This window comes from Streptomyces sp. NPDC050439 (assembly GCF_040655335.1).
Lineage (GTDB): Bacteria > Actinomycetota > Actinomycetes > Streptomycetales > Streptomycetaceae > Streptomyces.
This window is the reverse complement of record NZ_JBFAJT010000002.1, coordinates 1051184-1070630: the sequence shown is the minus strand read 5'-3', so window position 1 is coordinate 1070630 and position 19447 is coordinate 1051184. Positions and strand designations below refer to the sequence as shown.

General features: G+C 70.9%; 17 protein-coding genes. 10 read left to right on the top strand and 7 right to left on the bottom strand.

Annotation, left to right across the window (positions count from 1 at the left end; translation table 11 throughout):
- Positions 1 to 85: 85 nt before the first annotated feature.
- From ddaH to AB0I66_RS11875, 3 genes are all read right to left on the bottom strand, one after another.
- A complete protein-coding gene (gene ddaH, locus AB0I66_RS11885) occupies positions 86 to 862 on the bottom strand; it encodes a dimethylargininase (protein WP_363207608.1) in 777 nt (258 codons plus the stop codon).
- Between the two features lie 75 nt (positions 863 to 937).
- A complete protein-coding gene (locus tag AB0I66_RS11880) occupies positions 938 to 3229 on the bottom strand; it encodes an excinuclease ABC subunit UvrA (protein ID WP_363207607.1) in 2292 nt (763 codons plus the stop codon).
- A gap of 10 nt (positions 3230 to 3239) precedes the next feature.
- A complete protein-coding gene (locus AB0I66_RS11875; protein ID WP_363207606.1) occupies positions 3240 to 4871 on the bottom strand; it encodes an ATP-binding cassette domain-containing protein in 1632 nt (543 codons plus the stop codon).
- 341 nt (positions 4872 to 5212) lie between these two features.
- On the opposite strand from AB0I66_RS11875, the gene AB0I66_RS11870 reads away from it, so the two are divergent.
- A complete protein-coding gene (locus tag AB0I66_RS11870; RefSeq protein ID WP_363207605.1) occupies positions 5213 to 5896 on the top strand; it encodes a GPP34 family phosphoprotein in 684 nt (227 codons plus the stop codon).
- Positions 5897 to 5917: 21 nt separating this feature from the next.
- Here the strand turns inward: AB0I66_RS11870 and AB0I66_RS11865 are convergent, their stop codons facing one another.
- Positions 5918 to 6334 carry an SsgA family sporulation/cell division regulator gene (locus AB0I66_RS11865; RefSeq protein ID WP_363207604.1) on the bottom strand — a complete coding sequence of 139 codons (417 nt, stop codon included), beginning with the start codon at positions 6332 to 6334 and terminating at the stop codon, positions 5918 to 5920.
- A 171-nt stretch (positions 6335 to 6505) separates the two neighbouring features.
- On the opposite strand from AB0I66_RS11865, the gene AB0I66_RS11860 reads away from it, so the two are divergent.
- Complete coding sequence (locus tag AB0I66_RS11860; RefSeq protein ID WP_363207603.1) at positions 6506 to 7645, top strand: oxidoreductase; 1140 nt, start codon at positions 6506 to 6508, stop codon at positions 7643 to 7645.
- Positions 7646 to 7649: 4 nt separating this feature from the next.
- On the opposite strand, the gene AB0I66_RS11855 is transcribed toward AB0I66_RS11860, so the two are convergent.
- Positions 7650 to 7946, bottom strand: a complete 297-nt coding sequence (locus tag AB0I66_RS11855; RefSeq protein WP_363207602.1) for a YciI family protein — start codon at positions 7944 to 7946, stop codon at positions 7650 to 7652.
- A 155-nt stretch (positions 7947 to 8101) separates the two neighbouring features.
- Here AB0I66_RS11855 and AB0I66_RS11850 point away from each other — a divergent pair, with 155 nt between their 5' ends.
- Positions 8102 to 8665, top strand: a complete 564-nt coding sequence (locus tag AB0I66_RS11850; RefSeq protein ID WP_363207601.1) for a hypothetical protein — start codon at positions 8102 to 8104, stop codon at positions 8663 to 8665.
- A gap of 30 nt (positions 8666 to 8695) precedes the next feature.
- On the top strand, positions 8696 to 9424 hold the full coding sequence (locus AB0I66_RS11845) for an endonuclease V (RefSeq protein WP_363207600.1): 729 nt from the start codon (positions 8696 to 8698) through the stop codon (positions 9422 to 9424).
- Here AB0I66_RS11845 and AB0I66_RS11840 read toward each other — a convergent pair.
- Positions 9396 to 10607: a saccharopine dehydrogenase NADP-binding domain-containing protein gene (locus tag AB0I66_RS11840; protein WP_363207599.1), complete on the bottom strand. Its 1212-nt coding sequence runs from the start codon at positions 10605 to 10607 to the stop codon at positions 9396 to 9398. The two genes, AB0I66_RS11845 and AB0I66_RS11840, sit on opposite strands and share 29 nt — an antisense overlap.
- 185 nt (positions 10608 to 10792) lie before the next feature.
- Between AB0I66_RS11840 and AB0I66_RS11835 the strand changes: the two genes are divergently transcribed.
- From AB0I66_RS11835 to AB0I66_RS11810, 6 genes are all read left to right on the top strand, one after another.
- On the top strand, positions 10793 to 11950 hold the full coding sequence (locus AB0I66_RS11835; RefSeq protein ID WP_363207598.1) for a CaiB/BaiF CoA-transferase family protein: 1158 nt from the start codon (positions 10793 to 10795) through the stop codon (positions 11948 to 11950).
- Entirely contained in the window at positions 11950 to 12975 is a 1026-nt protein-coding gene (locus AB0I66_RS11830; protein ID WP_363207597.1) for an LLM class F420-dependent oxidoreductase, read from the top strand. The genes AB0I66_RS11835 and AB0I66_RS11830 overlap by 1 nt, the downstream gene beginning before the upstream one ends.
- An 18-nt stretch (positions 12976 to 12993) precedes the next feature.
- Positions 12994 to 14136 (top strand): acyl-CoA dehydrogenase family protein, encoded by a 1143-nt coding sequence (locus AB0I66_RS11825; RefSeq protein WP_363207596.1) that lies wholly within the window; start codon positions 12994 to 12996, stop codon positions 14134 to 14136.
- A gap of 47 nt (positions 14137 to 14183) precedes the next feature.
- A complete protein-coding gene (locus tag AB0I66_RS11820; RefSeq protein WP_363207595.1) occupies positions 14184 to 15404 on the top strand; it encodes an acetyl-CoA C-acetyltransferase in 1221 nt (406 codons plus the stop codon).
- A gap of 251 nt (positions 15405 to 15655) precedes the next feature.
- Complete coding sequence (locus AB0I66_RS11815) at positions 15656 to 17827, top strand: 3-hydroxyacyl-CoA dehydrogenase NAD-binding domain-containing protein (protein WP_363207594.1); 2172 nt, start codon at positions 15656 to 15658, stop codon at positions 17825 to 17827.
- 78 nt (positions 17828 to 17905) lie between these two features.
- Entirely contained in the window at positions 17906 to 18658 is a 753-nt protein-coding gene (locus AB0I66_RS11810) for a hypothetical protein (RefSeq protein ID WP_363207593.1), read from the top strand.
- Positions 18659 to 18676: 18 nt separating this feature from the next.
- Here AB0I66_RS11810 and AB0I66_RS11805 read toward each other — a convergent pair whose 3' ends face one another.
- Complete coding sequence (locus AB0I66_RS11805) at positions 18677 to 19411, bottom strand: MerR family transcriptional regulator (RefSeq protein ID WP_363207887.1); 735 nt, start codon at positions 19409 to 19411, stop codon at positions 18677 to 18679.
- Positions 19412 to 19447 lie beyond the last annotated feature (36 nt).

Genomic DNA, 19447 nt, shown 5'->3' with positions numbered 1-19447 from the left:
ACGTTGCCGTAGGTTAAGCCCTCCGTAAAGTGGCCGAGACAGAGGGGCCCAGAAGCCTCTCTCGTCCCATCCGCCCCAGGACTGGTCAGGCGTACAGCTCCCGCAGCCGGACTGAGAGGCATGTCACACAGCCCTCAAGCTTCTCGAACTCGCTGATATCCACCACGACGGGTTCGAAGCCGAGGTCCGCGAGCAGTTCCGCGCTCTTGGGCGCACTCGCCGCAAGGAGCAGTTTCGCGCCACCGAGAAGCACCACGTGAGCCCCGGATTCCTCGGGCACGGGCAGGAAGCGCGGGAAGAGCGCGGGGGAGTCCACGAGGGGCGGGTGGCCGATGACCGTGCCGTCCGGCAGCGCCGTCACCGCCGATTTCAGATGCAGGACCTTGCTGACGGGTACGGCCACGACCCGCGCCCCCAGCGGCTCGAAGACCGCCCGAAGCTGCCGTACGCCGGCCGCGTTCGTGCGCCCGCCCCGGCCCACGTAGATCGTGTCGTCGACCTTGAGGATGTCGCCGCCGTCCAGCGTGCCCGGCTCCCACACCCAGTTCACGGAGGCGCCGAGCCGGGCCACGGCCTCCTCCACGGCGGCCGTCTCCGGCCGCCGGGACTCGGCGCCGGGGCGGGCGATCAGTGCCACGTTGCGGAAGACGACGACCGTGTCCTCGACGAAGACCGCGTCCGGGCAGTCGTCGGCCGGTTCCACCTCGACCGTCTCCCAGCCGTGCGCCCGCAGCGCGTCGGCGTACGCCTCCCACTGTTCGAGGGCGAGGTCCGCGTCGACGGGGGTCCGCTCGACGTGGGTGACCAGGCCTTCGGCGAGACGCGGTCCTGGCCGGCGGATCAGCGCTTTCCTGCTGGGCACGGGGTGTTCTCCGTAGGGGTGGAGCGGCGGGGGTGCCCCCACCCGGCGGGAGCCGGGCCGGGGGCTTGCCGCACATCATGCAGCGTGCGAGGGGTCCAGGCCCAGGTCTCGACGCAGATGATCGGCGGTGAACGAGCCGGGCGCCTCGACGAGCTGCCCCGGCGTTCCCTCGAAGACGATCCGGCCGCCGTGCTTGCCGCCGTCGGGGCCGAGGTCGATCACCCAGTCCGCGTGCTTGACGACCTCCAGGTTGTGCTCGACGACGACCACGGTGTTCCCCGCGTCCACGAGCCGGTCCAGGAGGGCGAGCAGGCCGTCCACGTCCGCCATGTGCAGGCCGGTCGTCGGCTCGTCCAGGACGTACGTCGTGCCGGTGCGGTGCAGCTGCGTGGCGAGCTTGATGCGCTGGCGCTCACCGCCCGACAGGGTGCTCAGCGGCTGCCCGAGCGTCAGGTAGGTGAGCCCGACGTCGTGCAGGGCCCGCAGCCTGCGCCGCACGGCCGTGTCGTCGACGGCGGCGAGGAAGTCGAGGGCGCGCTCGGCCGTCATGTCCAGGACGTCGGCGATGGAGCTGCCGTCGACGGTCAGCCGCAGCACGTCCTCCTTGAAGCGGCGCCCCTCGCACGCCTCGCAGGTCGTCGTCACCGGATCCATGAAGGCAAGGTCGCTGTAGATGACCCCACGGCCCTGGCAACTCCCGCACGCACCCGCCGAGTTGAAGCTGAAAAGACCCGCATCCCGGCCGGTCTCGCGCGCGAACAGCTTGCGCAGCGAGTCCATGATCCCGAGGTACGTCGCCGGGGTCGAGCGGCCCGAGATGCCGATGCCCGACTGGTCGACGACCACGGCGTCCGGGTGCTCGGCGACGAACGCCCGCGACACCAGCGTGCTCTTGCCCGATCCCGCGACGCCCGTCACCGCCGTGAGCACCCCCGTCGGCACGCACACGCTGACGTCCTTGAGGTTGTGCAGATCGGCGCCCTTGACCCACCGCCCGCCGATGGCCTCGCGCGGGCTCTCCTTGACGCCCGTCGAGCGCCGCAGGTGCCGGCCCGTGAGCGTGTCCGCGTGGCGCAGTTCGGCGGGTGTCCCCTCGAAGACGACCAGACCGCCGCCCGTGCCCGCCGCGGGCCCCATGTCGACGACGTGGTCGGCGACGGCGATCACGTCCGGGTCGTGCTCGACGACCAGGACGGTGTTCCCCTTGTCGCGCAGGCGCAGCAGCAGATCGTTGAGCCGCCCCACGTCACGCGGGTGCAGGCCGACGCTCGGCTCGTCGAAGATGTACGTCATGCCGGTCAGGCTGGAGCCGAGGTGCCGCACCGTCTTCAGGCGCTGCCCCTCGCCGCCGGAGAGCGTGGACGTCTCGCGGCCGAGGCTGAGGTAGCCGAGGCCGATCGCCTCGATCCGTTCCAGCGCCGCCACGGCCGCCGACGCGACGGGCCCCGCCACCGGGTCGTCGATGCGTGCGAGCGCGGGGATGAGGTCGGTGACCTCCATGCGCGAGCAGTCGGCGATGCTCATGCCGTCGATACGGGTGGCGAGCGCCGCCGCGTTGAGCCGCGCCCCCTCGCAGACGTCGCACTCGCCCTCGACGAGGAAGCGCTGCACGAGGTCGCGGGTCTTCTGCGAGAGCGTCGACAAATCGCGATTGAGGTAGAGCCGCTCGAAGCGGTCCGCGAGCCCTTCGTAGTCGATGTCCCGCGCGCCACCGGTGTTGTCGACGTTGACCTTGCCGCCCTGCTCGCCGCCGCGCATCAGGAACTCCCGCTCCCGCGCGCTGAACCGTCCCACCGGCTTGTGCGTGTCCAGGTCGGGGGTGTTGGTGTACGTCTGGCCCTGCCAGGTCCCGGCGGCGAACGGCGGGAAGAGGATCGCGCCGTCCGCCAGGGACTTGGCCGGGTCCAGGATGCGGTCGTAGTCGGGCCGTACGGTCTTGCCCAGGCCGTGACACCGGGGGCACATGCCCGACGGGTCGTTGAACGAGTACGCGGTGGCCGGACCGGCACTCGGTGTGCCGTGCCGCGAGAACAGCACGCGCATCACCGAGTAGATGTCCGTCATCGTGCCCACGGTGGAGCGCGAGTGGCCGCCGATCGGCCGCTGGTCGACGACGATCGCGGGCGAGAGCTCCTCGATGGTCTCCGCGTGCGGCCGCTCGTACTTCGGCAGCCGGTTGCGGACGAACCACGTGAACGTCTCGTTCAGCTGGCGCTGCGACTCGACCGCGATCGTGTCGAACACGACCGACGACTTCCCCGACCCCGATACGCCGGTGAACACCGTGAGCCGGTCCTTCGGGATGCGCAGGTTCACCTCCTTGAGGTTGTTCTCACGGGCTCCTGTGATGGTGATGAACTGGTGCATACACGCGAAGCTAGCCGGGATACCCGACAGCTTCTGTCGTGATTTCCTTCATTTCTCCGTCGAGCAGCAGCCAGCGCCTGATGCCGATCGACTCCAGGAACGGCACGTCGTGACTGGCCACGATCAGCGCCCCCTCGTACGACTCCAGGGCCGTGGCCAGCTGTTTCACGCTCGCCATGTCGAGGTTGTTCGTCGGCTCGTCCAGCATCAGGAGCTGCGGCGCCGGTTCCGCGAGCAGCAGTGCGGCCAGCGCCGCACGGAACCGCTCGCCGCCCGACAGGGTCGCGGCCTGCTGATCGGCCCGCGCCCCCTTGAACAGGAAGCGGGCCAGGCGGGCCCTGATCCTGTTGTTGGTGGCCCCGGGTGCGTAGCGTGCCACGTTCTCGGCGACGGTCAGCTCCTCGTCGAGGACGTCGAGGCGCTGGGGCAGGAAACGCAGCGGGACATGCGCGAGCGCCTCTCCCTCCACGGCTGCCAGCTCTCCGGCGATGGTCCGCAGGAGCGTGGTCTTGCCCGCGCCGTTGCGGCCGACCAGCGCGATCCGCTCGGGGCCGCGCAGCTCGAACTCGCCCTGCACGCGCGCCCCGTAACGCAGGGTCAGCTCGCGCAGCGTGAGCACCGTGCGGCCCGGCGGGACCGCGGTGAACGGCAGGTCGACGCGGATCTCGTCGTCGTCGCGCACCGCGTCGACGGCCTCGTCCAGACGCTCCTTGGCCTCGGTGAGCTTCTCCTCGTGCATGATGCGGTGCTTGCCCGCGGACACCTGTGCCTGGCGCTTGCGCTCGCCCATGACGACCTTGGGCTCGCGCTTGGTGTCCCACATCTTCTGGCCGTACCGCTTGCGGCGGGCCAACTTGACGTGCGCGTCGGCCAGTTCGCGCTTCTGCTTCTTCAGGTCGGACTCGGCGACGCGCACCATGCGCTCCGCCGCCTCCTGCTCGGCGGCCAGCGCTTCCTCGTACGCCGAGAAGTTACCTCCGTACCACTTGAGTTCTCCGTCCCGCAGATCGGCGATCTGGTCGACCAGATCGAGGAGTTCACGGTCGTGGCTGACCACGACAAGGACCCCGGACCATGCCTCGACGGCCGCGTAGAGGCGCCGACGGGCGTACAGGTCAAGGTTGTTGGTGGGTTCGTCGAGCAGGAGCACGTCGGGCCGGCGAAGGAGCAGTGCGGCAAGGCGCAGCAGCACGGACTCGCCGCCGGACACCTCGCCGGTGGTGCGGGCCAGGCCGATGTGGCCGAGGCCGAGCTGATCGAGGGCCGCGACGGCCCGCTCCTCCACGTCCCAGTCGTCACCGACCGCGGTGAAGTGCTCCTCGGCCACGTCACCCGACTCGATGGCGTGCAGGGCCGCGCGCGTCGACGCGATGCCGAGCACCTCCTCGACGCGCAAGGTGGTGTCCAGGGTGACGTTCTGCGGCAGGTACCCGATGTCACCGGCGACGCGGACGGTGCCGTCGGTCGGCGTCAGATCACCGGCGACGAGCTTCAACAAGGTTGACTTTCCTGACCCGTTGACGCCGATGAGGCCGGTCCTGCCGGGGCCGAAGGCCGCCTGGAAGTCGTCGAATACGTGGGTGCCGTCCGGCCAGGTGAAGTCGAGCGACGTGCACGTGATGGAGGTGGGGTGGGTAGACATGGGGTCCTCGCGGTTGCGTGAGATGAAGCGCGGTCAGGGGCAACGCGTTTCGGGACACCGCGAGGTGCGACAGAAGGACGGGAGCAGCGTCGTCAGGAGGCGGCAAGGAGGGCAGAAAAAAGGGCCCTGCGCCCAGGGACGGCTCGTACGCCGAGGTCGCACGCTACGCACACGGCCGAGCCGTGTGACGCGGTGACACCAGACCTCAGACGAGCAACGTCCTACTCCTATCGGCGACAACAGAACCGCTATACACCGTAGGGTGCCGCCCGGCGGCTGTCAACGACTTATCGTGAGCGCGGACAAGGAGCGCGGACAGGAGCGCGTTCGAGGAGGCCCTCATGCCCTATGGCTCGCTCTCACTTCCGACCCGGATCTTCCTGCTGGCCTGGGACACCGGCCGGAACAGGATCGCCGGCGCCCCCGACCTGGCCTACGCGGTACGGGCCTGCGCGCTGGCGGAGCTCGCCCAGCGGGGACTCGTCTCGGACGCGGACGGCATCGTCACGCCGGTGTTCGGCGCCCGCACCGGGGACCAGGCGCTCGACGTCGTCCTCGAACTCATCGAGGAGTCCCGGCCCCGCAAATGGCGCGGCTGGATCACTCACAAGTCCGGCTACACGATGAACAGGGTGCGCGACGAGCTGGTGGCGGAGGGCTATCTGCGGACGGAGCGCACCCGGGTCCTGGGGATCTTCCCCTCCCGGCGTTACGAGCTGGAGCGCGCCGGATACGTGGAGGTCCTGCACGCCGAGGCGCTCGCGGTCCTGCGCGGCCCGGTGCCGGTGTCCGAGGTCCCGGCGGGCGACGCGGCCCTGGTGGTCTGCGCGGCGACGGGCAAGCTGCGCGGCATCATCCCGGGCAAGGAACGCAGGCAGTACAAGGACCGGCTCGACGCACTCACCGATCGCGGCGGGGCCCCGGCCCCGGAGCTCCCGGAGCTGATGCGGGGGCTGCGCAAGGCCCTGGCGTCGGCGGTGTCGGCCGCGGAGGCGGCCAGGTCGGGCGGCAGCGGGGGTGGCTGAGGGGCCGCCCGCGGCGGGGTGCTAGCAGGCGTCCCGCATCAGGTCGGCGAGGTCCCGGTCCAGGTCGACGTACAGATGCTCGTCGCCCAGGGGCACCAGGGAGAGCGAGCGCTGCAGGAAGCCGCGCAGCTCGCCGGTGCGGATGTGGACGATCGCCGTGCCCTCGGGGGCGTGGAACTCGACGACCGTGCGGTCGAAGCCGTAGGGCCGCACGCGGACGTCGCCGTCGCCCACCGCCTGCTCCAGGCCCTGGGCGATCAGCTCACGGGCGAAGGTCCAGTAGACCTCGATGCCCTCCAGGGTCGCCGGGGCGGGGAAGCTCATCCGGACGGCGAACGGATCGCTCCGGTCGTAGTGCAGTGTCGCGGGAATGGTCGACATCCGCGGTGCGGCGGCGACGAGGCGGGCCTCTACGGCTTGTTCGATGCTGGTGGACAACGCCTGCTCCCTCAACTACAGCTGGACGACTCGGGTCGGCACTTTGATAGACGTCGGAATGACGGAATCCGTGCACGCGAACACGGAGTGACCTCGGTCACCGCGTGCTCTTCACTCTCTTCACGAAATCCCCGGAAGGAATCCTGCGTTCCGGTGGTAACTTCGCCCGCCATGAAGTCTCTGGGGAAGACGAGATGGGCGCGGTCCACGGGCCGTGCGGTGTCGGTGGGACTGTGCGGGGCGGCGCTCGCCGCGACGGCGCTGGCCGCGCCAGGACCAGCCCAGGCAGCCGCCGGGAGCCAGTCGCAGCGCGGCGGCGGCTGGGATCTCAAGGACAGCGGCTCCGACGCGCGCTTCCGTGGTCTGGCCGCCGTCAGCAGGCACACCGCCTGGGTGGCCGGCGCCAAGGGCACCGTGCTGCGCACGTCGGACGGCGGCGAGAACTGGCACAACGTCTCTCCGCCAGGGGCCGAGGGGCTGGAGTTCCGGGACGTCGAGGCCTTCGACGGCCGCCGCGCGGTGGTCCTGGCCATCGGCGAGGGCGAGGCGTCCCGCGTCTTTCGCACGGCGGACGGTGGAGCGACCTGGACGGAATCCTTCCGCAACACCGACCCCAAGGCCTTCTACGACTGCATGACGTTCTTCGACCAGCGGCACGGCCTGGCGATGAGCGATCCGGTGGACGGCAAGTACCGCATCCTGTCCACCGCCGACGGCGGCCGCTCCTGGAAGGTCCTGCCCAGCGACGGCATGCCCGCCGCCCAGGAGGGCGAGGCGGGCTTCGCGGCGAGCGGCCAGTGCCTGGTGAGCTCCGGTTCCCGCGACGTGTGGCTCGCCACCGGGGGAGCGGCACGCGCGCGTGTCCTGCACTCCGCCGACCGGGGCCGCACCTGGACGGCCACGGACGCGCCGATCCCGGCGGGCGACCCGGCCCGCGGTGTCTTCGGCCTCGCCTTCCGCGACCGTACGCACGGCATCGCGGTCGGCGGCGACTACAACGCGGGCAAGCCCTCGCCCAAGGCCGCGGCCACCACCCGCGACGGCGGCCGCACCTGGACCACGGCCGCCGAGCCCCCGCCCGCCTACCGCTCCGGGGTGGCCTGGCTGCCCGGAAGCCGCAGGGGCGCGCTCGCGGTCGGGCCGACCGGCACGGACGTCACGTCGGACGGCGGGCGCAGCTGGCGGACGGTCGACCCCGGGTCGTACGACACCGTCAACTGCACGCGTGACCGGGCCTGCTGGGCGTCCGGCGAAAAGGGCCGGATCGCGCGCTGGGAGCGGCAGCGGAATCCTTCGGAACGACAGGGCTAGGGCCCTAGGGCAACTGCTGCCGGTAGGGGGCGAGTGCCGGGGCCGTCTTCGTGGCGATGAACTCGGTGATCCGGTACTCGCAGACCTCCGCGAGCACGAAGGGGTCGCCCGCCGCGATCTCCTCGATGGCGGCGCGGTCGTCGGCCACGGCCAGGATCACGCCGCCGTCGCGCGGGTTCTTGCGCCCGGAGGCGATGAAGACGCCCTGCTCGTACAGCTGGTCGAGCCAGGCGACGTGCGCCTCAAGCTCCTTGTCGACGGCGGACACGGGCGCGGTGTAGGTCAACTCGAGAACGAACATGATCGCGAGGCTACCGCCGCGCGCCGCCATCCGTGGCCGTGGCCCGGGGCGGTCGCGGCCCCCCGCCCGGCCGACTCTTATGCTGACGGCTCAACCTGCCGCTCCATGGGGCCACTTTGTGCCGCGCGGCTGCCCCAGTTCTGCCGGGAGACACCTTGCTGTACAGAAAGACCACTTCGCGCGTTGTCGCGACGGTGGCCGTGCTCGCCCTCGCGCTGACCGCCTGCGGCGGTGACGACGGCAAGAAGGACGCATCGGAGAGGAAGCGGGTCCCGCGCGCCGCCGGTGAGAGCGCCACCGGCGAGGCGAAGGAGGGCAACGTCTTCGTGACCTACGACCTCACCGCGCAGAAGGTCGAACTGGGCACGGAGGCCGAGACCGCGAAGATGGTCTCGGAGCCCAAGCTGGCCAAGGGCCTGATCCCGGCCGTCGCGTACGTGAAGTACACGCACCGGTCCGGCCCGACCCTCACGCAGCGCCCGCGCGCCAGCCATCCCACCACGATCTGGGCGGACGGCAAGCGCGGCACCCTGATCGTCGGCGCCGCCGACCACGCGCCGGGCTGTGAGGCCCCCTCGACCATCAAGGGCTGGAAGCGGGGCGAGACCCACGTCCTGTGCGAGACCTATCTGGTCCCCAAGGGCGCGAAGGACCTGGAGGTCCACTGGTCCGAGCAGGGCGGCCAGACGTTCATCTGGAAGTTCCCGGCGACCAACTGAGCCCGGGCTCCGCCTAGGCTTGCCCGCACCATGACGACGCATACGACTGCTGCCTCCCACGCGCCCGCGGACTGGCCCACCGACGAGCCGGCCGCCCGCGCGGTCCAGGACCGGCTCCGTTCCCGGGTCGTGCTCGACGAGGCCGGCCCCGAGCCGGGCACCGGACACGTCACGGGCGTCGACGTCGCCTACGACGACGAGCGCGACATCGTCGCGGCAGCGGTCGTCGTCCTGGACGCGGCGACACTCGACGTCGTCGAGGAGGCGACCGCGGTGGGCCGCGTGGCCTTCCCGTACGTGCCGGGACTCCTCGCCTTCCGTGAGATTCCCACCGTGCTGGCCGCCCTGGGGGAACTGCGGGCCGCGCCCGGCCTCGTCGTCTGCGACGGCTACGGCATCGCCCACCCCCGCAGGTTCGGCCTCGCGAGCCACCTCGGCGTGCTCACCGGGCTGCCCACGATCGGCGTGGCCAAGAACCCCTTCACGTTCACGTACGAGGCTCCGGACGCGCCGCGGGCGAGCGCGACCCCGCTCCTCGACGGGGCCGAGGAGATCGGCCGCGCCCTGCGCACCCGCGAGGACGTCAAGCCGGTCTTCGTCTCCGTCGGCCACCGCGTGAGCCTGGACAACGCCTGCGCCCACACGCTGCGCCTGACGCCGCGCTACCGCCTCCCGGAGTCCACGCGCCGCGCGGACGCCCTCTGCCGCGCGGCCCTGCGCGAGGCGACCGCTACCGCGTCGCCGCCACCCGGAAGCTGAGCCCGGCCGCCGTCAGCCGCGCCGTCAGCGCGTCGCCCATCGCCACGGCGGTCGTCAGCTGCCCGGCCACGTCCGGCAGGTCGTCGTCGACGGCCAGGCACAGGGCCGCCTCGCCCAGCATCTTCGCCGTCTCGTCGTACCCCGGATCGCCGCCCGAGACCTCCGTGTAGACCCGCTTGCCGCCGCCCTCGCCGACGAACCGCACGGAGAACCAGCTGTCCGCGCGCCGCTGCTCGCTGGGCCCGTCGCCCGGCTTCAGGCGTGACGACAACCACCGTCGCGCGGGCGGCAGTTGAGCCGCGGCCACCAGACCGCTGACCGCCACCGCGCCGCCCACCGCGAAGGGCAGGGTCTTCACGGCCGCGTAATGGCGGTAGCGGAAGTCGGGCCCGTAGCGGTCGAGCGCCCGCGCCGAACGCTGCACCACCTGCGGGTCGATCGTCGGCAGGGGCAGGGCCCAGGCGCCGACCTCGCCCGCGTACCGGGGCGCGCTCGGCGGCGCGTACGCCTTGCGGCCCACCACACGCGGCTCGTGCCGCCGCCGGTCACGTGCGGCGGCCAGCATCTGCGGGCCCCGCGCGAACTGGGCGAGCGCGGAGGCGAACGTACCCCCGGAGAAGGTCGCGTTGCTGCGCACGAACCCGTCGACACGCAGCGGCACGTCCTCGGGGAGCTGACGCACCGTGAAGTACGCGCCCAGGTCGTGCGGGACCGAGTCGAAGCCGCAGGAGTGCACGAGGCGTGCGCCCGTCTCCCGGGCGCGGGCGTCGTGCCGCACGTACATCAGGTCGACGAACTCCGGCTCACCGGTGAGGTCCACGTAGTCCGTGCCCGCCTCGGCGCACGCGGCGACGAGTTCCTGGCCGTACTCCAGGTAGGGCCCGACGGTCGTGGCCACCACGCGCGCGTGCCCCGCCATCTCCCGCAGGGAGGCCGGGTCCGCCACGTCGGCGCGGACGAGGGGGAGCTTCGCGCAGGCCGGGTGGGCTTCGGCGAGCTTGTCCCGCAGCCGCTCCAGTTTCCCGGTGTCGCGCCCCGCGATCGCCCAGCGCACGCCTTCCGGGGCGTGCGCCGCCAGGTACTCCGCGGTGAGCACGCCGACGAAACCGGTCGCCCCGAAGAGCACGATGTCGTACGTGCGGTCCGCCGCACGCTCCTTGCCGTTGCCGTTCTGACTGGTCATGGCACCTCTCTGCCGTGCGCCCCACGCCGATGTCGGTGGCCGAGGCTAGCGTGCGAGGGGAGTCGCGGCGCAAGGCCCGCCCCCCGATTTGTCTAAGCGCTTGCTTGCTAGGGTCTTGTGCGGAGTGGAACACGTTCTTAGCATCACTGGTGTTACATCAGTTGTGTCATAACGCTGGGGGCTCCATGGCAGTTCCGGACAAGGGCGTTCTCGGACCGCTCGCAGGGGTGCGTGTGGTCGAGCTCGCGGGCATCGGTCCCGGCCCGTTCGCGGCCATGCTCCTCGCCGACCTCGGTGCCGACGTCGTACGCGTCGACCGGCCGGGCGGCGGCGGTCTCGCGATCAATCCCGAGTACGACGTCACCAACCGCAACAAACGCTCCGTGATCGTCGACCTGAAGGCCGCCGACGGCGCGGACCGCGTCCTTGACCTGGTCGATCGCGCCGACGTCCTCATCGAGGGCTACCGCCCCGGCGTCGCCGAGCGCCTCGGCGTCGGTCCTGACACCTGCCACGCCCGCAACCCGAAGCTCGTCTACGGCCGGATGACCGGCTGGGGCCAGGAGGGACCGCTCGCCCAGCGCGCCGGGCACGACATCGCGTACATCGCGATCACCGGCACCCTCGGCATGATCGGCAACCCCGGCGAGCCGCCCACCGTCCCCGCGAACCTCGTCGGCGACTACGCGGGCGGCTCGCTCTACCTCGTCGTCGGCATCCTCGCGGCCCTGCACCACGCGCGTGCGACCGGCGCGGGGCAGGTCGTGGACGCCGCTATCGTCGACGGCACCGCGCACCTCACGTCGATGATCCACGGCATGCTCGCGGCCGGCGGCTGGCAGGACCGGCGCGGCGCCAACCTCCTGGACGGCGGCTGTCCCTTCTACGGCAACTACGAGACTGCCGACGGCGGTTACATGGCCGTCGGCGCCCTCGAGCAGCAGTTCTACGACGAGTTCATCGCGCTCCTCGGCCTGACGGACGAGGCACCCGCCCGCAAGGACCTCGCCCGCTGGGGCGAGCTGCGCGAGGCGGTCGCCGCCCGCTTCAGGACACGTACGCGCGAGGAGTGGACGGCCGTCTTCGAGGGCTCCGACGCGTGCGTGGCGCCCGTGCTCTCGCTGCGCGAGGCCCCCGCACACCCCCACCTCGCCGCCCGCGGCACCTTCGTGGACCACGGCGGCATCACCCAGCCCGCCCCCGCACCCCGCTTCTCCACGACACCCACAGAAGTACGGAGCGGCCCCGCCCGACCGGGCGCGGACACCGAGGCCGTGGCCCGCGACTGGGACGTACCGGCGCTCGTCCAGCATTCCGGCACCACCACGAAGGAAGACAGCTGATGGAGATCTCCGCACCTCTGGCCTACGCGGGCGACCCGCGGCAGGCCGCCGACGAACTGGCGGCCCTGGAGTCCGCCGGTCTGGACGCCGTCTGGGTGGCGGAAGCGTACGGCTTCGACTCGCCCACCATCATGGGCTACCTGGCCGCGCGCACCGAGCGCATGAAAATCGGCGCCGCGATCCTCAACGTCTACTCGCGCACCCCCGCGCTCATCGCCCAGACGGCGGCCGGACTCGACGCGATCTCCGGCGGCCGGGCGATCATCGGGCTCGGCGCCTCGGGCCCGCAGGTCGTCGAGGGCTGGCACGGCAAGCCGTACGACAAGCCCCTCGCCCGCACCCGCGAGGCGATCGAGCTGACCCGCCGCATCCTGCGCCGCGAGGTCATCGACCACCACGGCGTCACGGACATGCCGCTGCCCAAGGAGAAGGGCGGCAAGCTGGGCAAGCCGCTCAAGATCCTCACCAGGCCGGTGCGCCCGGAAGTGCCGTTGTACGTCGCGTCCCTCGGCCCCGCCAACGTCCGCATGACCGCCGAGATCGCCGACGGCTGGCTGCCCACCCTGTTCATCCCGGAGAAGGCCCACCAGGTGTGGGGCGCCCCGCTCGCCGAGGGCAAGGAGAAGCGCGATCCGGCGCTCGGCCCCTTGCAGACGGTCGCGGGCGGACTGCTCGCCATCGGTGACGACGCGGCCGCCGTACGGGATCTGGCCCGACCCCAGATCGCCCTCTACGTAGGCGGCATGGGCGCACCGGGGAAGAACTTCTACAACGACCTCGCGGTCGCGTACGGCTACGAGAAGGAAGCGAAGCTCATCCAGGAGCTGTATCTCTCGGGCAAGAAGAAGGAAGCCGAGGCCGCCGTCCCGGACGAGTTCTGCGAGCTCATGTCGCTGTGCGGGCCCGAGAGCTACGTCCGCGAGCGTGTCGAGGCCTTCCGTGAGGCGGGCGTCACCATGCTCAACGTCATTCCCGTCGGCCCCGAGCCGGCCAAGTCGATCGAGACCGTCAAGGGCTGGCTCTAGGGCTGTAGGAGGCCGTACGTGAAGCGACAGATCTTCTCCGCCGAGCACGAGGCGTTCCGCGAGACCGTCCGCACGTTCCTGGCCAAGGAGGTGCTGCCCCACTACGAGGAGTGGGAGAAGGACGGGATCGTCAGCCGTGACGCCTGGCTCGCCGCGGGCAAGCAGGGGCTGCTCGGGCTCGCCGTGCCCGAGGAGTACGGGGGCGGCGGGAACACCGACTTCCGCTACAGCGCCGTCCTCGCCGAGGAGTTCACCCGCGCCGGCGCGGCAGGGCTCGCGCTCGGCCTGCACAACGACATCATCGGCCCCTATCTGACCTCCCTGTCCACCGAGGACCAGAAGCGGCGCTGGCTGCCCGGCTTCTGCTCCGGCGAGATCATCACGGCCATCGCGATGACCGAGCCGGGCGCGGGCTCCGACCTCCAGGGCATCCGCACCACCGCCACCGACCAGGGCGACCACTGGCTGCTCAACGGCTCCAAGACGTTCATCTCGAACGGCATCCTCGCCGACCTGGTGATCGTCGTCGCCAAGACCTCCGCGGAGGGCGGCGCGAAGGGCCTGTCCCTCCTTGTCGTCGAGCGCGGCATGGACGGCTTCGAGCGGGGCCGCAACCTCGACAAGATCGGTCAGAAGTCCCAGGACACCGCCGAGCTGTTCTTCAACGACGTACGCGTCCCCAAGGAGAACCTCCTCGGCGAGCTCGACGGCGCCTTCATCCACCTGATGACGAACCTCGCGCAGGAGCGCATGGGCATCGCCGTCGCGGGGATCGCCGCCGCCGAGCACCTCCTGGACATCACCATGACGTACGTCAAGGAGCGCGAGGCCTTCGGGCGCCCGCTCTCCAAGCTCCAGCACATCCGCTTCGAGATCGCCGAGATGGCCACCGAGTGCGCGGTCACCCGGACGTTCCTCGACCGCTGCATCGTCGATCACTCGAACGGCGAGCTCGACGCCGTGCACGCGTCGATGGCCAAGTGGTGGGCGACCGAGCTCCAGAAGCGCGTCGCCGACCGCTGCCTGCAACTGCACGGCGGCTACGGCTACATGACCGAGTACCGCGTCGCCAAGGCCTTCACCGACGGCCGCATCCAGACGATCTACGGAGGCACGACCGAGATCATGAAGGAGATCATCGGCCGCTCCCTGCTCGCCTGAGCCTTCCCCACCCTCACCTGCACAGTTCTTTGCGAAAGGCTGCTGTCTTGACCACCGAAGCGTACGTATACGACGCGATCCGCACCCCGCGCGGACGCGGCAAGGCCAATGGCGCCCTGCACGGCACCAAGCCGATCGACCTCGTCGTCGGCCTGATCCACGAGATCCGGGCGCGGTTCCCCGACCTGGACCCGGCGGCCGTCGACGACATCGTGCTCGGTGTCGTGGGCCCGGTCGGCGACCAGGGCTCCGACATCGCGCGTGTCGCGGCCATCGCCGCCGGTCTTCCGGACACGGTGGCGGGCGTGCAGGAGAACCGCTTCTGCGCCTCGGGTCTCGAAGCGGTCAACATGGCCGCGATGAAGGTGCGTTCGGGCTGGGAGGACCTCGTCCTGGCGGGCGGCGTCGAGTCGATGTCGCGCGTCCCGATGGGCTCGGACGGCGGCGCCTGGTTCGCCGACCCGATGACCAACTACGAGACCGGCTTCGTGCCGCAGGGCATCGGCGCCGACCTGATCGCCACGGTGGAGGGCTACTCCCGGCGTGACGTCGACGAATACGCGGCCCTCTCCCAGGAGCGTGCCGCGGCGGCCTGGAAGGACAACCGCTTCGAGAAGTCCGTCGTGCCGGTCAAGGACCGCAGTGGGCTGACCGTCCTGGACCACGACGAGTTCATGCGCCCCGGCACCACCGCCGACTCGCTCGCCAAGCTGAAGCCGTCCTTCAAGGACATCGGCGACCTCGGCGGTTTCGACGCCGTCGCGCTGCAGAAGTACCACTGGATCGAGAAGATCGACCACGTCCATCACGCGGGCAACTCCTCCGGCATCGTGGACGGCGCGGCGCTGGTGGCCATCGGCACGAAGGAGGTCGGCGAGCGGTACGGTCTCGCGCCGCGTGCCCGGATCGTCTCCGCGGCCGTGTCCGGCTCCGAGCCGACCATCATGCTCACCGGTCCCGCGCCGGCCGCGCGCAAGGCGCTCGCCAAGGCGGGTCTGACCATCGACGACATCGACCTCGTCGAGATCAACGAGGCGTTCGCGGCGGTCGTGCTGCGCTTCGTCAAGGACATGGGCCTGTCCCTGGACAAGGTCAACGTCAACGGCGGCGCGATTGCGTTGGGGCATCCCTTGGGCGCGACGGGGGCGATGATCCTGGGCACGCTGGTGGACGAGCTCGAGCGGCGTGACCTGCGGTACGGCTTGGCCACCCTCTGCGTGGGCGGCGGCATGGGTATCGCCACGATCGTGGAGCGGGTCTCCGGCTAAGCGCCGTGGGGCTGCGCCTCCTCGCCGACTGACCGTCGGTGGGGGCTGGTCGCGCAGTTCCCCGCGCCCCTGAGATGCGCACTGCGTGCGCTATCTCAGGGCCCGCGCACCGGGGAAGGCAGCGGCGAAGCCGCACGCCTTCAGGGGCGCGGGGAACTGCGCGATCAGCCCCCACCGGCCTTACGCCGGCAACGAGACAGCACCGCCCTCCCCAGTAGCCGCTCATCACAGACTTCACGGAGACGAAGACCATGACCGCACGCACCACCATCCGCTGGGAGCAGGACGACACCGGTGTCGTCACTCTCGTCCTGGACGACCCCAACCAGTCCGCGAACACCATGAACCAGGGGTTCAAGGACTCCATCGCGGCCATCGCCGAACGCGCGGAGGCCGAGAAGGACTCCATCCGCGGCATCATCTACACCTCCGCCAAGAAGACCTTCTTCGCGGGCGGTGACCTCAAGGACATGATGCAGGCGGGCCCCGAGAACGCGCAGGACGCGTTCGAGGCGGGCGTCGCCATCAAGCGGTCCCTGCGCCGCATCGAGACCCTGGGCAAGCCGGTCGTCGCCGCCATCAACGGCGCGGCCCTCGGCGGCGGTTACGAGATCGCCCTGGCCAGCCACCACCGCGTCGCGCTCGACGCGCCCGGCTCCAAGATCGGCCTGCCCGAGGTCACCCTCGGCCTGCTCCCGGCGGGCGGCGGCGTGACCCGCACCGTACGCCTCATGGGCATCGCGGACGCGCTGCTCAAGGTGCTGCTCCAGGGCACCCAGTACAACCCGAAGCGCGCCCTGGAGAGCGGCCTCGTCCACGAAGTGGCCGCCACTCGCGAAGAGATGATCGAGAAGGCCCGTGCCTTCATCGACGCCAACCCCGAGTCGCAGCAGCCCTGGGACAAGCCCGGCTACCGCATCCCCGGCGGCACCCCGGCCAACCCGAAGTTCGCGGCGAACCTGCCCGCGTTCCCGGCCAACCTCAAGAAGCAGATCAACGGCGCCCCCTACCCGGCCCCGCGCAACATCCTCGCGGCCGCCGTCGAGGGCTCGCAGGTCGACTTCGAGACCGCGCTGACCATCGAGGCCCGGTACTTCACCGAGCTGGTCACCGGACAGACCGCGAAGAACATGATCCAGGCGTTCTTCTTCGACCTCCAGGCCGTCAACTCCGGTGCCAACCGCCCCAAGGGCATCGAGCCGCGCCAGGTCCGCAAGGCCGCCGTCCTCGGCGCCGGGATGATGGGCGCGGGCATCGCCTACTCGTGCGCCCGCGCCGGCATCGAGGTCGTCCTGAAGGACGTCTCCGCCGAAGCGGCCGCCAAGGGCAAGGCCTACTCCGAGAAGCTGTGCGCCAAGGCGGTGCAGCGGGGTCGCACGACCCAGGAGAAGGCCGACGCGCTTCTCGCCCGCATCACGCCGACCGCCGACCCGCAGGACCTCGCGGGCTGCGACGCCGTGATCGAGGCCGTCTTCGAGGACACCTCGCTCAAGCACAAGGTGTTCCAGGAGATCCAGGACGTCATCGAGCCGGACGCGCTGCTGTGCTCCAACACCTCGACGCTGCCGATCACCCAGCTCGCCGAGGGCGTCACGCGGCCCGTCGACTTCATCGGCCTGCACTTCTTCTCGCCCGTCGACAAGATGCCGCTCGTCGAGATCATCAAGGGTGAGCGCACCGGGGACGAGGCGCTCGCCCGCGCCTTCGACCTCGTACGCCAGATCAGCAAGACGCCGATCGTCGTCAACGACTCCCGTGGCTTCTTCACCTCGCGCGTGATCGGGCACTTCATCAACGAAGGCGTCGCGATGGTCGGCGAGGGCATCGAGCCCGCGTCCATCGAGCAGGCGGCGGCCCAGGCCGGCTACCCGGCGAAGGTCCTCTCCCTGATGGACGAGCTGACCCTCACCCTGCCGCGCAAGATCCGCAACGAGACCAAGCGGGCCGTCGAGGAGGCCGGCGGCAGCTGGGCGGGGCACCCCTCGGACTCCGTCATCGACCGCATGGTCGACGAGTTCGAGCGTCCCGGCAGGAGCGGGGGAGCGGGCTTCTACGACTACGTGGACGGCAAGCGCGCCGGGCTCTGGCCGGGACTGCGCGAGCACTTCACGAAGCCGGGCACGGAGATCCCCTTCCAGGACATGCAGGAGCGGATGCTCTTCTCCGAAGCGCTCGACACCGTACGCCTGGTGGAGGAGGGCGTCCTGACGTCCGTCGCCGACGCCAACATCGGCTCCATCTTCGGCATCGGCTTCCCCGGCTGGACCGGTGGCGTGCTCCAGTACATCAACGGCTACGAGGGCGGCCTGCCCGGCTTCGTGGCACGCGCGCGTGAGCTGGCCGACCGCTACGGCGAGCGGTTCACGCCGCCCGCGCTGCTTGTCGAGAAGGCCGACAAGGGCGAGAAGTTCAGCGACGGCTGACGCTCCTCACCTGCGGTTCCGTTGCCTCCGGGGCGGAACCGCAGGTCGTCGCCCCCGCGTCGTATCCTCCCGTAGAGCATGATCACGACAAACGGAGGACGTACCGCTGTGCGGTGGACAACTGGGGGAACGACGCGAGCGGTCGGCGTCGGAGTGCTGGTCCTGACGCTGGCCCTGACGGGCTGCGGAGGCAAGAAGAAGAGCAAGAAACACACGTCGGGTTCGGGGTCGTCGCACGGCCGCACCATCGGCGGCGCGAGCGGCGGATCCGCCGCCAAGGGTGCCGGTTCGCCGAGCGCCGCCAGGGACGTCCAGGCGATCCTGCCGCCCGCCGAGACGATGCCCGCCACCCTGCGCACCGTCTCCACCGAGTTGCACAGCCGCGCCAAGGCGCCCTCCGTGTGCAAGGAGCCGACCGGCAAGTGCAAGGGCGCCGTCGCCAACGGCCGGGTCGGCTACCGCAGCGACGACAAGGCCCAGGACGCGAGTTACGAACTGATCGCGTACCGAAGGGAGAGCGCCGCCGGGCTCGCCTTCGCGGTCTGGGACAACCACGTGCGCACCCACAAGGACGAGCTGAAGGTCGTTAAAGCGCCGCGGCAGGGTGCCGGCAGCGTCACCTTCGGGTTCACGGGCCCCACGCAGCAGAACACCCGGGAGATCGTCATCCTCCAGGGCAAGTACGTCGCCACCCTGAAGATCCGGGACAACTCCGGGTCCGCGGAGGCCATGAAGGACCTGAACGTTCTGGCCGAGGTCTTTGCCACGCGGCTGCGGCAGGCCTCGCAGGGCGAGACGCCGACGGCCACCGCGGCCGACACCAGGGTCTAGCAGAGGGCGGGGAGTGGCTCAGCCTTCGGCGAGCCACTCCCGCAGCTCCTCCTTGAGGGAGCGCTGGAACGCCGTCACCAGGGCCTGCACCACCATCGGCTGCATGTGGGCCGACAGGGAGCGCATCGCGGCCACGTGCTCGGGGTCCGACTCCCGGTCGCGGTAGGGGCTCCACACCTCGTCGCGGAAGAGCCGGGAGAGCTCGACGGCGGCCGAGCGGGTGTGCTCCATCAGGACCGTGCGCGCCGCCAGGATCGTCTCGTGCGCGATGGGCACGTCGAGCAGTTGGACCCCCAGGCGCAGCAGCCCCGGGTCGACGCGGTACGCCCCGGGGGCCTCAGCGGGAGCGACGACGCCCATCGCCGAGAGCCGGTCCAGGTCCCCGTCCGTCAGCGCGCGGCCCGCCCTGCGTTCCAGCTCCGCGCGGTCGGTGTCCTCGGCCGAGTCGGGGGCCCAGGAAGCCACCACCGCGCGGTGAATGGCGAGGTCGTGGGCGCTCAGGTCGGGCGGCAGCTGTTCCAGGTACCGCTCGATCGCGGCCAGGGTCATGCCCTGGTGCTGCAGCTCCTCGATGAGCCCGAGCCGGGACAGATGCTCCTGGCCGTAGTGCCCGACCCGGCGGGGGCCGATCACGGGTGGCGGGAGCAGGCCCTTGGTGCTGTAGAAGCGGATGGTGCGGACGGTGACGCCCGCGCGCGCGGCCAGCTCGTCGACCGTGAGCGTCGGCTCGTCCGTGTCCGAAGCCGTCGTCATCGTCATGGCAGCGCATCGCCTCCTCAGTCGTGCACC

Bases quoted from the DNA above. Each gene is read 5' to 3' on its own strand.
- AB0I66_RS11880 (WP_363207607.1), bottom strand. From the start codon at position 3,229: ATGCACCAGTTCATCACCATCACAGGAGCCCGTGAGAACAACCTCAAG.
- AB0I66_RS11875 (WP_363207606.1), bottom strand. From the start codon at position 4,871: ATGTCTACCCACCCCACCTCCATCACGTGCACGTCGCTCGACTTCACC.
- AB0I66_RS11870 (WP_363207605.1), top strand. From the start codon at position 5,213: ATGCCCTATGGCTCGCTCTCACTTCCGACCCGGATCTTCCTGCTGGCC.
- AB0I66_RS11860 (WP_363207603.1), top strand. From the start codon at position 6,506: ATGAAGTCTCTGGGGAAGACGAGATGGGCGCGGTCCACGGGCCGTGCG.
- AB0I66_RS11855 (WP_363207602.1), bottom strand. From the start codon at position 7,946: ATGTTCGTTCTCGAGTTGACCTACACCGCGCCCGTGTCCGCCGTCGAC.
- AB0I66_RS11845 (WP_363207600.1), top strand. From the start codon at position 8,696: ATGACGACGCATACGACTGCTGCCTCCCACGCGCCCGCGGACTGGCCC.
- AB0I66_RS11840 (WP_363207599.1), bottom strand. From the start codon at position 10,607: ATGACCAGTCAGAACGGCAACGGCAAGGAGCGTGCGGCGGACCGCACG.
- AB0I66_RS11835 (WP_363207598.1), top strand. From the start codon at position 10,793: ATGGCAGTTCCGGACAAGGGCGTTCTCGGACCGCTCGCAGGGGTGCGT.
- AB0I66_RS11830 (WP_363207597.1), top strand. From the start codon at position 11,950: ATGGAGATCTCCGCACCTCTGGCCTACGCGGGCGACCCGCGGCAGGCC.
- AB0I66_RS11815 (WP_363207594.1), top strand. From the start codon at position 15,656: ATGACCGCACGCACCACCATCCGCTGGGAGCAGGACGACACCGGTGTC.
- AB0I66_RS11810 (WP_363207593.1), top strand. From the start codon at position 17,906: ATGATCACGACAAACGGAGGACGTACCGCTGTGCGGTGGACAACTGGG.
- AB0I66_RS11805 (WP_363207887.1), bottom strand. From the start codon at position 19,411: ATGACGACGGCTTCGGACACGGACGAGCCGACGCTCACGGTCGACGAG.